General features: G+C 44.5%; 10 protein-coding genes and 1 tRNA gene. 6 read left to right on the plus strand and 5 right to left on the minus strand.

Annotated features, from left to right (window positions below; all coding sequences use genetic code 11):
* The first annotated feature begins 11 nt into the window (after positions 1 to 11).
* Positions 12 to 860: an ion transporter gene (locus ACE1OE_RS17465; protein ID WP_449211816.1), complete on the plus strand. Its 849-nt coding sequence runs from the start codon at positions 12 to 14 to the stop codon at positions 858 to 860.
* Between the two features lie 92 nt (positions 861 to 952).
* On the opposite strand, the gene asd is transcribed toward ACE1OE_RS17465, so the two are convergent.
* The 4 genes from asd to yejK all read right to left on the minus strand — a co-directional run bounded on the left by asd (position 953) and on the right by yejK (position 6,114).
* Complete coding sequence (asd, locus tag ACE1OE_RS17470; RefSeq protein WP_449211817.1) at positions 953 to 2,065, minus strand: aspartate-semialdehyde dehydrogenase; 1,113 nt, start codon at positions 2,063 to 2,065, stop codon at positions 953 to 955.
* A gap of 332 nt (positions 2,066 to 2,397) precedes the next feature.
* Complete coding sequence (locus ACE1OE_RS17475) at positions 2,398 to 3,600, minus strand: chemotaxis protein (protein WP_449211818.1); 1,203 nt, start codon at positions 3,598 to 3,600, stop codon at positions 2,398 to 2,400.
* 114 nt (positions 3,601 to 3,714) lie between these two features.
* Positions 3,715 to 5,034 (minus strand): Hpt domain-containing protein, encoded by a 1,320-nt coding sequence (locus ACE1OE_RS17480; RefSeq protein ID WP_449211819.1) that lies wholly within the window; start codon positions 5,032 to 5,034, stop codon positions 3,715 to 3,717.
* 81 nt (positions 5,035 to 5,115) lie between these two features.
* Positions 5,116 to 6,114, minus strand: a complete 999-nt coding sequence (gene yejK / locus ACE1OE_RS17485) for a nucleoid-associated protein YejK (RefSeq protein ID WP_102467722.1) — start codon at positions 6,112 to 6,114, stop codon at positions 5,116 to 5,118.
* Positions 6,115 to 6,198: 84 nt separating this feature from the next.
* Between yejK and ACE1OE_RS17490 the strand changes: the two genes are divergently transcribed.
* The 3 genes from ACE1OE_RS17490 to ACE1OE_RS17500 all read left to right on the plus strand — a co-directional run bounded on the left by ACE1OE_RS17490 (position 6,199) and on the right by ACE1OE_RS17500 (position 8,565).
* Positions 6,199 to 6,414, plus strand: coding sequence for a YejL family protein (locus ACE1OE_RS17490; protein ID WP_102467721.1), 216 nt, complete (start codon positions 6,199 to 6,201; stop codon positions 6,412 to 6,414).
* Positions 6,415 to 6,452: 38 nt separating this feature from the next.
* Positions 6,453 to 8,276 (plus strand): DUF3413 domain-containing protein, encoded by a 1,824-nt coding sequence (locus ACE1OE_RS17495; RefSeq protein WP_449211820.1) that lies wholly within the window; start codon positions 6,453 to 6,455, stop codon positions 8,274 to 8,276.
* A gap of 198 nt (positions 8,277 to 8,474) precedes the next feature.
* A tRNA-Ser gene (locus ACE1OE_RS17500) sits at positions 8,475 to 8,565 on the plus strand.
* Between the two features lie 77 nt (positions 8,566 to 8,642).
* Here ACE1OE_RS17500 and ACE1OE_RS17505 read toward each other — a convergent pair.
* On the minus strand, positions 8,643 to 9,722 hold the full coding sequence (locus tag ACE1OE_RS17505) for a LacI family DNA-binding transcriptional regulator (protein ID WP_449211821.1): 1,080 nt from the start codon (positions 9,720 to 9,722) through the stop codon (positions 8,643 to 8,645).
* Between the two features lie 244 nt (positions 9,723 to 9,966).
* On the opposite strand from ACE1OE_RS17505, the gene ACE1OE_RS17510 reads away from it, so the two are divergent.
* Both ACE1OE_RS17510 and ACE1OE_RS17515 read left to right on the plus strand, forming a co-directional pair.
* Positions 9,967 to 12,072 carry an alpha-galactosidase gene (locus tag ACE1OE_RS17510; RefSeq protein WP_449211822.1) on the plus strand — a complete coding sequence of 702 codons (2,106 nt, stop codon included), beginning with the start codon at positions 9,967 to 9,969 and terminating at the stop codon, positions 12,070 to 12,072.
* Between the two features lie 133 nt (positions 12,073 to 12,205).
* Positions 12,206 to 13,909 (plus strand): solute:sodium symporter family transporter, encoded by a 1,704-nt coding sequence (locus ACE1OE_RS17515; RefSeq protein ID WP_102467717.1) that lies wholly within the window; start codon positions 12,206 to 12,208, stop codon positions 13,907 to 13,909.
* Positions 13,910 to 13,926 lie beyond the last annotated feature (17 nt).

Raw genomic sequence — 13,926 nt, forward strand, 5'->3', positions numbered from 1 at the left:
TACGTACTTTCATGACAGACAATAGACTCAAGCATAAACTGTACATTATTATATTTGGGACACATACCAAGGCCGGTTGGGTGTTCGATGTCGTACTGATCATTGCAATCTTGCTCTCTCTCGCAGTATTAGTTTTGCACTCCTTGCCTAATGTTGGTGCTGAATGGGGAGGGTTACTTGAGAAGTTAGAATACATCTTTACCGCTATTTTCACGGTTGAGTATTTATTAAGACTCTATTGTTCTCCCAAACCAAAGGCGTATGCCACAAGCTTTTATGGCGTGGTGGACTTACTGTCTATCTTACCCACTTATTTGGCTCTGCTGTTTCCAAGTGCATCGTTCATGGGGGTCTTACGTCTTCTTCGTGTTATGCGGATTTTCCGCGTATTGAAACTCGTGCGGTATTTACAAGATTCCAATATTTTACTGCGCTCATTACTTATGGCGAGACGAAAAATACTGGTATTTTTTAGCTCTGTTGCCGTACTCGTCACGATATTCGGATCATTAATCTATGTGATAGAAGGTCCTGAAAATGGCTTTAGCAGCATCCCACAAAGTATCTACTGGGCCATCGTTACCATTACCACCGTTGGTTACGGTGATTTAGTGCCCTCTACTCCTTTAGGTAAAGCGGTTGCTTCGCTAACAATGTTATTGGGCTACTCTATCCTAGCCGTTCCCACCGGCATCATCACGGCTGAACTCAACAACGAGATGCATGCGCACCGGAATTTGGTCAAATGCCCTAATTGCTCTCAGGCTGGCCATGAATCTGATGCTCTTCATTGTAAACATTGCGGCAGCCAACTTGCGGAACCAGATCAGCGCGTTGTGGTACCTGAAAAGAAACCTTAATCCTTGATGGTTAATTGAAGCGGTACGACTACGTACCGTATTATGCTCATAAAAAAAGCGCCATAGGCGCTTTTTTTATTCATTACGAAATCCTAACGCTGGGCTAAGATGATACGTAGAGTACGTCTAAGTGGCTCAGCTGCGCCCCACAAGAGTTGATCACCTACCGTAAATGCATTTAAGAAATCATCTCCCATCGCCATTTTTCTCAATCGACCAACAGGAATAGACATCGTACCCGTCACCTTCGCTGGTGTGAGTTCTTGAGCCGTGATGTCACGTTCATTTGGAATCACTTTAACCCAATCATTATGGGTGGCAATAATATCTTCAATTTCATCCATCGGAACATTTTGCTTGAGCTTAATCGTCAGTGCTTGCGCATGGCAACGCATCGCACCTATGCGGACACATGTCCCGTCAATTGCAATTGGACTCCCTTGAGAGCCTAGGATCTTATTCGCTTCAACACCCGCTTTCCACTCTTCCTTACTTTGTCCATTATCACGCTTAACGTCGATCCAAGGGATCAATGAACCCGCTAGAGGAGCACCGAACTGCTCGGTAGGAAATGAGGATGAGCGAAGCGTATCCGCCACTTTTCGGTCAATATCGAGAATAGAGCTAGCAGGATTAGCAAGTTCAGAGGTCACAGCATCGTTCACCACACCCATCTGAGAAATAAGCTCACGCATATTTTTCGCACCAGCGCCAGAAGCCGCTTGATACGTCATTGCACTCGTCCATTCAACGAGGCCTTTTTCAAATAAGCCCCCTAAACCAAGAAGCATAAGACTCACGGTACAGTTACCGCCCACAAAAGTATTAATACCTTTATGAATCCCGTCTTGAATTCTTGTTAGGTTCACTGGGTCTAAAGTGATAATCGCATCATTTTCCATGCGAAGCGTAGAGGCAGCATCAATCCAGTATCCTTTCCAGCCAGCTTGCTTCAATGCAGGGTAGACTTTTTCCGTATAGCTCCCACCTTGGCAGGTAATAATCGCATCTAATTGCTTAAGGCTTTCAATGTCATAGGCATCTTGAAGCATTCCTGCATCTTTGCCCAGATTTGGTGCCGGGATACCAATTTGAGAAGTACTATAAAAGACCGGTTCGATGACATCGAAGTCTTTCTCTTCCACCATGCGCTGCATCAAGACCGATCCAACCATGCCACGCCAACCTACTAAACCAACTCTCATTCAATTACTCTCCATGTGATATTTAAAACGCTTCCCCCATCTATAAAATTTTCGAGCCAAGAAAACAAGCGTAAATTCAAATAAAGAGCGGTTTTTTTAACAAACCCAACCAGTTTAGGGTGTAACCATAGTAAAAGTAGTCATATGTGAAAAATCGAACAACATGAAACCCAACATTCTTAACCCCTACGAGCTGTGACAAAGACCCGCTAAACGTCATGTTATTCTGGATCGCAATGCGAAGTAAATTAGTGTTAGTTACGGCTCATTGTTCATCCAAGTTAACGACTGACCAACATTAACAACCAAAACAAACTATTGACGAGTGTACGTTAAGTACTCGTACGGGTATCTTGTTTACGCTGAACCTTCTTGCCAAGCAAGTAACCTAGCCCAAGGGGAGCAAAAAAGATAATCAAGATAAACAAAATGAAATAGATAATGGTGCTCTTGATCAGCTGGATTAACTTGTCCACGGCCAACGTCACGACATCCTGAGATATTTTATCCAAGTCTTCAGCAAACAGGCTTCGTTCATGATTGACTATGATCGCAAACGCCTTGCGCTCACGCTCAACCATTTTTATCAACTCGTCTCTTTCACGCGCAACCATGTCGTCCAAAGCTTGTCGCTCTGCGCTCAATTGAGTCAATTTGTCTTGGGTTTTCGTATCCAAATCATTTAACAAAGGTTGCAGTTCGATCGCCATCTGCTGAGCCATACTCTGCATGTATTCCGGGTTGTTATTGACAAAATCTTGGAATGCATCCGCGCTCATTTGAAAACTCTGCAATGCCCCTCGGATATCATTACCATTGACGTTACTATTCAATGCAATAAGCTGAGCTTTCCAGGTCATCAATTTAGGTGTCTGCTCCGACATTAACGCCAGTCGATCAGACACGTCCGATAACGCTTCTGGCATCGTTCCAAGTGTGGATGTCACCTCACTTTCATCAATCCCTTGTGACTTGAGCCAATCACGATAAGCGGGCGTGCGTGCAAAACTCAGGGTTTCAAAGGGGTGTAAGCGTGCAAACTTATCCACAAATGCCTTGCTTGTTTGGTAGCTATCTCCCTTAAAAAGTGACTGAGCTAATTCGTCAATGCTTTGGCTCAATTGTTGAGACGTCTTCAATGCCTCTTGGCTGGCAAATAACGATTGGCCTGCACCGTCAGAAAAAAAATGCTCCATCTGCAGAGTAAAAACCCACGTATCGATTAAGCCAGCGGGAGGGGAAACTTGGAAAGCAGCTTTTTGCAGCCCTTCTTCAGCATGAATTTTCCAGAGTAAAACATAAGACTGATTCATGACGTCAGATTCAGGGTATAACTCGCTCAATGAATCAGCAGTAGATTCCACTTGTGTGAAAAACTCTCGGCTATACTCGCGAGTCATCAACCTCATGTTAAGTTCTTGCTTGGAGAGTGGAGTCGTCTGACTGTCGAGTTTCACTTCAAGGAGTGAACATCCCGCCAGTAGGGTAAATATAACACCAAGAATTACATTGCGAGTCATCGGCACAATGTTCATGAATTAACCTCAATTTTTTGGACAAAGCAATCAGTAACTGAATTATAACTCAAGGCAGTATATTCACGTTAACTATTGATAGTTATAATCTAATAGAGGGAAATTTCCACGCAACTATCTCGATTGTTCCGCTTGAATGTAGTCTTTCGCTGACCGAATCGCATAACTCAACTGCACCCGCAGGCGCTCCAGCAGCTCTACGGTCACTTCCCCATGATCCTTTAGTACTTTTTCAGCCTCCGATGAGACATGGTGCAATGCTTCCGCATAAATACTGCCTGACACGCCTTTTAAGGTATGAACAACTCGTGTCGCGGCATCTAGATCATTCTCAAGGCATTGTTGGAACTTGGCGATATCTTCCGTATGTTCATTAACAAAGACATCAAGAAGCATCAACATCGACGCTTTATCACCATCTAAGGTATGAAGCATCGTCTCAAAATTGATCGTCGGCCCACCCTGCTCTTCTACGATATCGGCCTTCGGAACTTCACTTTCGGCAGGAGTGCGACTCGCGAGGATTTCTTCATTGTGAGGTGGACGCGACTCCATCGCTTGCGGCTTGCAAACATCATCGGATTCTATTGTATTCTTGCTTGGCGTGGATACGGCCTCAATAGGCGTCACATTCTGCATGGTTGTAGGGTCTTTATCCACCCTGCTGATGCTAATGACTAATTGACGTCGACTCAGGGCAAAAACAGACATCAACGACAGCAAGCTGACTAAGGCAAGAATGAGCAGCTGTTGTCCTAAATAGGTCTCAGATTGTCTCGAGCGTGCTGCTAACTCTGCCACGACAGAATGATTAACGACGCGATCAAGCAGAAACTCCGTATTAGCTGACTGAGCAAGCAGGACCGACGCCTGAGAATTAAGCAATAATAACGATTGTCTATCATCTTGTGGGAGTTGATAAGCCGCATGTTGTATCTCTTCCAATTTGAGATAGACCTGTCGTGCCTCAAGAGCCTCATTAAACAATGCATCAAGCACAACTGAGGACAATTCATTACTCACTTTCTGTCCCTGTTCACTCAGCGTTGGAAGTCTCACACTTATATTTTGCACAAATTCTTTAAGGCGAACCTCATCATGAGACAGCTGTTGAGATTGCTCGATAAAACGTTCAAGAAGGTACACGGTGTGAGTAAGGTCTGACGACGTTCCTGATTCCGTATAAGCTTTTAGCTGCATGGTTTGTGCATGGATAAGCTGAAGATCGAGCTCAATTCTCTGAGATAGCTTCGACCGATAGGGCTGTTGGATAAAGAGAACTTGCCGTAGTTTATCGATACTGATTGAAATCTCACTAATCAGTTTCGTTGCTTGCTCCTCTTTAAATGATACACGTAGCACAAAGGCCGTAGTGACGACCCAAATAAGCAAAATGGCGACAATGGCACGAGAGACAGATTGGCTAGAGTTCAACGACGGCATCCCTTCCCTGGTTTGACGAATGTTTGAAGCGTTACTTCGCAGCAACGCTTCATGATTAGCATATTGAGGTCGCTAGCGGTTGCGACTAAGTTGATCTCGCAAGTTTGGTGGCGTACCTTTGATTGTCAAGGTATCCGTCTCTGGATCATAAAAGACACGCTCGCCAAGTAAAAGGCTATCGAAACTCAGGTTCAAACCACCCCCAGCTCCAACAAATTTTGTCAGCTTGCGGACGGTCGAACGGTCAGCAGGAAAACTTTCCTCAAGTTCATACCCCTGTTCTTGAGTGTAATCCAAAAAGCTTGAGCCTTCATTAGCAGGCAGTTCACCTGACAACTCTCGCACTTGAACTTCGTCACCGGCCTTTATCTGTTCGTTGCAGTATTCGTACACTTGCTTCTTGTAATTGACCGTCTCTTCTTTGTCGAGTTGCGCATCAGCACAAAAATCATTCACCGCTTGCATCAAAATGGTATTTTGTTGCTTCGTATCTAAACCGACTTCAGCCTGTAAAAAATCCAAAAAGAAATCAGCGACTTTGCGCCCGACTCGGCCTTTAATGTAAGTGAGGTAGCGATTAGAGTTCTTATCAATGTCATAACTCGTTAAATCAATTCGAGCAACAATGTCCATTTTGCCGATATCAAGATAATCAATGGCACCAATATTTAACCCCTCAGTGATTTGTAAACTACTATAAGAAGGTAGCAGTCCAATAAACAAATACTCAGTGGCAAGAGATTGATATTGCGCCATAACCAAAGTACCAGCATCAGCAAACGGGTACTTAGATAATTCAGTCTTTAAACGTTGAGCGCTGTCTTGAGAGAAGGAATAGAAATCTTTGTCGCCATTTTTTAATTCATTCAACCAGACTTGAAAATCGCTATCGCTTTTGAATGCGCCAAAGCCTTTACCCGCTTTTGCATTAAAGACGCGATGAAGCTCGGCGACGAGGTTTTCTGCCGAACTGTCATTAGGGAGAAGCTCATCACGATAGTGGACAACTAGCTCTTCCTGCTCATTTATCGTCAGCTGGTGTAAAATAACGTTAGATAGGTTCAAACTCATAGTGAAATTATTATCGATGCTGTTTCGTTTGTGATGCAGAGTAGGGTATCATAAGCCGCTTTCATTATCATTAGCAGAGTCTTTATGCCAATTACATCTAAATATACCGACCAACAAGTTGAACAAATTTTAACCGAAATAGCAGCCGTTCTTGATAAACATGGTGCTGGCCCTGAGCTTTCACTTATGATTGCAGGAAATATCGCAACCAATGTCTTAAATACGGATGTTGCACCTTCACAACGTGAAGCAATTGCGGAAAAATTCTCTAAAGCTCTGATTTCTTCTGTAGAAGCATGAGAAAAACACTAATTTAGGCACGGAATCAATAACGGCAAATGGTAGATAGCGGAAATTCATACGGTGAGCGCGTCTCCCGACTCGTAGGTTGGGGGCACTGGTTTGCGTTCTTCAACATAATTGCAGCGATGCTTGTGGGTACTCGCTACATCTCTGCGTCTCCATGGCCAGACACCTTGTTTGGACAAGCTTACCTCCTGACATCATGGATTGGTCATTTCGGTTTCTTGGTTTTCGCACTCTACCTGCTGATTCTTTTTCCGTTAACTTTTGTCATTCCATCTCGAAAACTATTCAGACTAATATCGGTCTGTTTTGCTACATTCGGCTTAACGGTACTTCTGATCGACACGCAAGCCTACCAAACGATCAATCTCCACTTATCACCTGTGGTATGGGAACTGCTGTTTGGCGATGAGAGCACCGCGGTAAGTAGTGACTTACAACACCTCTTTATTGTCTTACCTCCTATTTTTTTAGCACAGCTTGCCTTATCAGAATGGGTCTGGAAAAAACAACGTAAGCTGTCTCACAAGCATGTCGGACGACCGATCACTGCATTATTTTTCTTGTGTTTTATTTCAAGTCACTTGATTTTTATGTGGGCAGACGCGTTTTTCTATAACCCTGTGACCGTTCAAAAGGCAAATTTTCCACTGTCTTATCCAATGACGGCAAAGTCATTTATGGAAAAGCATGGCTTACTTGACCGTGAAGAATACCTACAGAAGCTGAAAGACAATGAAGGGGCCGTTGATTTAGTCACTTACCCCCTCACCCCAATCGAGTTTAATCGTCGTTCTGAAAATCTCAACGTTCTCGTTGTTAGTATTAACAACCTGCGCAGCGATATGTTATCACCGAAAACAATGCCCGTTAGTTATGGCTTTTCTCTAAACAACCAGAATTTTCTTAACCACTACAGCTCAAGTAATGATGACTTTGGCGTATTTGGTCTTATGTATGGCATACCCACCAGCTACGCTAGCAGCATTAAAGCGCAAGGTAGCGCACCCTTGTTTATGTCTACGCTCAAAAAACAAGGCTACCAGTTCAAACTATACAGCGGCGATAACTTTGCAGATGACCTGTACACCGACACTATTTTTAGAAACTTTCCTATTGCGGACATTTCGTTAAACAGTGACGGGACGCCTTCTAGTTCGCCTATTGGCGATAACCTAGCGATCAAGCAATGGCAGCAATCCGTAGCCGGTGACAAAGGCGCACCTTGGTTTAGTTATATTGAACTAACAACCGTTGATGACTTTGATAGTTACCAGCCAGCCACACCTAACTTATCACCAGAGCAACAATTTATTGCTGCGTATTCAGCTGCCGCCACCGCCGCTGATACAGAATTTGGTAAAATACTTCAGACGCTTGTCGATGGGAAGATGTTAGACAATACCGTGGTTGTCTTGACCTCGAACCATGGCACTGAATTCAACGAAACCAAGACGCGTAGTTGGGGCTCCAACACCAACTACAGTCAGTATCAACTAAAGGTTCCCTTCGTAATGCATTGGCCAGGTAAGTTATCTGCTGACTACACGCATATGACAAGTCATTTAGACTTAGCGGTAACGTTTATGCAGGACCTTAGCGGTGTGTCAACTAACGCGAAAAACTATAGTAGTGGCCGCAATTTGTTTGATGAAAGCAAAAGAAGGTGGATCATTGCAGGCGATACTCGAGAGCTCGCGCTCATCACAGCGAGTGAAACGACGGTTGTCGACAAGTTCGGTAACTACAGTCTATATAACAAAAATTACCAAAAGCTTGATGATAAGAATCCGAAGTTACCGATATTAATGCAAGGCTTTACCGAACTTCAGCGTTTCTACTCAAAAAGTCAGTGACGTCTATAACAAAGAATAACGCGCTCTATAACTTTCGTTCTCAAACCCCAAGCCTATGTACTTGGGGTTTTTTGTCAGTTATGCATAGATAATAGACACTCTAGGTTACTTTTTAATCCAACAGTCAGTAATTCTGTTTTTTTAAATTAAAAAGGGTTTACAAAGAGTAAGATGCCCATTAATATACGCTTCAACAACGGAGGGATGGCTGAGTGGTCGAAAGCACCGGTCTTGAAAACCGGCAAGGGTTAATAGCCCTTCTAGGGTTCAAATCCCTATCCCTCCGCCACTTTTAGAAAAAGCCGCTATTTATAGCGGCTTTTTTGCATCTAAAGCAAAGACGTGAGACCCCGTAAAATGGAGGGTTCAATCAGTCTCTGGCAAAAGATATTCAATACGCTGCAATAGCGCCTTAATTTCTTGTTTTTTATAGCCTGATATTGAGCGAGGAGCACTGCTGCCTCGCTCCAATAACGTGACTGGAATGACCCTTTCAGCGTAGCCATCCGTCAACAACTCTTCGTTTCTCACCTGAAGCGCTAACACCACTGCTTGTAAGCCAATCTCAGTAAAGTCTTGCTTTATTGTCGTCAATGGCGGAGAGAAAAAAGCACTATCTGCAATACCATCAAAGCCAACAACAGCTGCCTGATCTGGTACCGCTATGTTAAATTCTTCGAGTGCTCTGAGTGCTCCTAATGCCATTTGATCACTGGCCACTAGCACAGCATCAAATGAGACCTGTTTTGAAATTGCCTGACGAACAGCCATATACCCACTCTCTGCCTGCCAGTTACCCTCATATTGAAGCGCCACTGTACTCTTGTTTTTTTCGATCACCGACTGCCAACTGTGCAAACGAATCGTCGAAGCACTCGATTCATTCGGCCCTGTGATTAATAAAAACTTGCTCCTGCCACCAAGAATTAGGTGCTCTGCGGCTTGTTTAGCGCCTTCTCTGTGTGCACCACAGATATGATGCACATTGGATTTTTCTGGCACATCAATAAATATCAAATGTAAATGGGAAAACTGCTCTAGCAAATAACGGGCATCCACCGATGTCAGCGGAACGTTGAGGATGACACAATCTACTTGTTGTGCGGTCAGTTCCCGGATCGATTGCTGTATATTATCCAACGATGGCTGAGACACAACTGAAAACGCGACACCATACTTCAGTTCGTGGGCTTTCTGTCGCACCCCGTTTGCTATAAGAGCCGCACCATGCAGCGCCATGTCCAATGTAATTAAACCGATACTTTTTGACTTTGCTCGGCTGAGCATCTGCGCGCCTTTATTTGGCACGTAACCTAGCTGCTTAATTGCTTGGTTAACTCTGTCCCGCGTTTTTTCTGCGACCTGTTCAGAACCATTGGTAACCCTAGATACCGTCTGAGTTGATACACCGGCGAGTTGAGCTACATCTTTAAATGTCACATTCATAACTAAATATTCTCTCTAGCTTCTCATACTCACATCCTAACTAAAAACTCTGTCCCTCTCTTTGCGCGGCTTCAAAATGTCACAAAACACATTAAAAAATGTTTCCGAAAACAGTCGATCTAGCGCAAAATTCGCAATATAAAAAGCCGATCACAATCACACATAACTAACATCTCGCTATTAATTCAACGTCACGAGCGCAAGATAACTCTCAAATAATGTTCACGAAAACAACGAGACTATCATGAGCAACTTTGTTCACTTAACGAGTAAAAACCAAAGCTTAATCATCAAGGTTGACCGTGTCCCAGAAATTTTGCACTGGGGTACTAAAATTGCTTCTATCGACAATGACCTGTTGCTGTCGACAGAGCGGCCTATCTCTCAAGCGCGTTTAGATGTAGATGTACCACTGTCGTTATGCCCTGAGTTAGGTAGCGGCCACTTTAATGCCCCCGGTCTCGAAGGCCATAGATCCAGACATGATTGGGCTCCCGTCTTTACCACAACATCAGTGTCAGCAGATGAGCACAGCGCTTGTTTTGACCTTATTGATGACGTCGCAGGGCTTGAGCTTAAAGTCGAACTCAAACTGGATAGCGAAACAGATGTATTACAAAAACGTGTAACCGTTAAAAACATCACCTCCACCCCTTACCATCTAGGAAAATTGTCTTCGACGCTCCCTTTGCCAAGTCATGCTAATGAACTCATGACATTCCACGGCCGTTGGTGTCATGAATTTCAGACTCAACGTCAACGATTCGACCATGGTGGCTTCATGCAAGAAAATCGTCGCGGACGCACTTCCCATGAAAACTTCCCTGGCATGTTTGTAGGCAGTCATGGCTTTAGCGAACAACAAGGGCTGGTCTGGGCGTTTCATTTAGGCTGGAGCGGAAATCACCAAATGCGTGCAGACGTTCGAAGTGATGGGCGACGATTTGTGCAAGCTGGCGAACTATTGCTTTCTGGCGAATGCCTCTTAGAAGAAGGACAAGAGTATAAAACCCCTTGGCTTTATGGTTGCTACAGCAACACTGGTCTTAATGGCGTAGCACAACGATTCCAAGCGTTTGTGCGCAACAATATCGTCTCATTTCCGACTGATAAACCTCGCCCAGTTCATCTTAATACCTGGGAAGGGATCTACTTTGATCACAAGCCTGACTATATCATGCAAATGGCGACAGAAGCCGCTCGCATGGGTGTTGAACGCTTTATTATTGATGACGGCTGGTTTATTGGCCGCGATGGTGAACGTACTGCATTAGGCGATTGGTATCTCGACGAAACTAAATATCCAGATGGACTAGAGCCCGTGATTGACCACGTCAACCAGCAAGGCATGGAGTTTGGTCTTTGGGTTGAACCCGAGATGGTGAGCCAAGACTCTAACCTTTACCGAAATCATCCGGACTGGGTACTTGGCCTTAAAGGTTACCATCAGCCATCCGGTCGTTGGCAGTATGTGTTAGACCTTCAAAACAACGATTGCTTCAATTACCTATTTGAACGACTAGATACTCTGCTGACACGTTACTCAATCACCTACCTGAAGTGGGATATGAATCGTGAGCTTGTTCAGCCCGGCCACCAAGGCAAAGCCGCTGTCCACGGCCAGACGCAAGCACTCTATCGCCTCATTGACAAACTCACTGGTGCCCATCCATCTGTTGAGATTGAATCTTGTTCTTCTGGAGGAGGTCGCATCGACTTCGAAATTCTCAAGCGAACCCACCGTTTCTGGGCATCCGATTGCAATGACGCCCTAGAAAGGCAAGCAATACAGAAAGGGATGAGCTATTTCTTTCCACCAGAGGTAATGGGCGCACATATTGGTCCAGCTGAATGCCATTCAACAAATCGCCGTCACCACATTAATATGCGCGGCGTTACCGCCTTTATGGGACACATGGGCGTTGAACTCGACCCAGTGAAAGAGTCTGACGAAGAGAAAGCCGCGTTCGCTCATTACATTGCCCTACATAAAAAATACCGCCATATCCTACATTCCGGGCGGAGTTTCAGAATTGACCCCGCCGACCAAAATCAGCACATCTATGGTGTCGAAACCGATGATGAAATGATCATAACGGTATGCCAGTTAGCAATGCCATCTCATGCCCTTCCATCGCCGCTGCGCATTAGCTGCTGCGACACAAACAGTCAATATAAAGTGACCATAGTGGAGATGCCCCAGACCAGTTTTCAGTTAATGAAACAACGCCCTAAATGGCTTGAGCAAACACTCACACTACATGGTGACAACCTAAAAGAAATTGGTATTACCCTACCCATTCTTGACCCGGAATCCGCGCTTATTGTGCATCTACGAAAGATAAATTAATTCTTACCTAGCCCCACAGTATGCATTTAAGTGACGTGTATCGTTCACCAACTTCGCATTCTGTGCGGGCAACCCTACACACAAATGACTCGGAGTAGTCATAATCACTACGACTAACGTTTAAGGAAACAAAATGTCTATTACAGTATTACTATCGTTCTTGCTGTTTACAGGCTTTGTTGTCGCATTTACCTACAACAAAGTGAAACACGACAAAAACACCTCTCAAGATGGTTTCTTCCTCGGCGGGCGAAGCCTGACTGGCGGACTGATAGCCAGCTCTCTTATTCTTACCAACCTAAGCGCGACTAGCTTTGTAGGAATGAGTGCGCAGGCATATACCCACAACATGAGTGTTATGGGTTGGGAGGTCGCCTCGGGCGTTACCTTGGTCATTATTGCGCTATTACTCGTACCACGCTATCTCAAGCAAGGGATAACCACTATCCCTGACTTCCTTGAGAGCCGCTATGATATGTCCGTCAAAAAGTTCGTAACCTTGTTATTTTTATGCCAATACGTTATCAATATTTTGCCCACTACCCTCTATGCTGGTGCCGTCGTTCTTGGTGAAATATTTGACGTTCAAGCCTTACTTAATATTTCTGAATTCAGTTCGATTGCTCTCATTTCTGCCACCATTGGTCTGCTTGGATTCTTCTACGCTATTTATGGCGGATTAAAAGCTGTTGTTATTGCAGACACGATTAACGGCGTTGGTTTGATCGTCGGCGGAATGATGATACCTGTTTTTGGTCTAATGGCGCTGGGTGGTGGTAGCTTTGGTGAGGGGCTCGACATTCTATTGACGGCTGCGCCAGAAAAGCTTCAGTCTGTCGGTAAAGAAACTGACCCGCTACCATTCTCAACGCTATTTACCGGTTTGTTACTGGTTAATCTCTATTATTGGGGAACAGACCAATCGATCATCCAACGAGCTCTTGGCGCTAAGAATCTAAAAGAAGGTCAAAAGGGTGTCATTCTGGCGGGGGCAATCAAGGTCATCTCACCTCTGTTCCTCATTATTCCTGGAATCATTGCTTTTCATATGTTCGGCGCAGATGCCGGTAATCCAGATACCATGTACACCCGATTAGTCAACGAAGTCCTACCAAAACCATTAGTTGGCTTTTTCGTCGCGGTAATGTTTGGGGCAATCTTAAGTACCTTCAATGGCGTACTTAATAGTTCGACCACCTTATTTGCACTGAACGTCTACAAGCCATTATTTGGTCAAGGAAAAACTGACGAAGAATTGGTGGGTAAAGGTCGAATCTTTGGCGTCATCATCGCGATTATCTCGGTGTGTATCGCGCCATTCATCATGTATGCTCCCGAAGGACTATTTCAATATTTACAAATGGTAGCTGGCTTTTTTAGTGTGCCTATTTTTACCATTGTATTCGTTGGTTATGTATCAAAGCGCGTCCCAGCCATTGCGGCTAAGGTCTCACTGGTTGTGTTTGTCAGCTCTTACGCGGCGATGCAATTGATATTCAAGACACCGATTCACTTCCTACACCAACTCGCGATTCTATTTGTCGTGTGTACCACCTTGATGTTTATCATTGGGCACTTTATGCCAAGAGAACAAGACTACGTTATGCCCGTAAACGATACGATTGACGTAACGCCTTGGGCGTTCCGCTTTGAAGCGTCGGCCATCATTCTGTATATGGTTTTAGGTGCGTATATCATGTTTTCTGACGTTGGCTTCGTTTCTAACGACCCAACCATCATGCAGGTCTATGGATTCTGTGGCGTCATTATGATTGTCGGTATTGTCTTACGAACCATGAGACGCCGTAAAAACAAGTGCCTAACACCGAGTTTATAGGTTCTCACATCACGCGA

Source organism: Vibrio sp. E150_011, assembly GCF_053544015.1.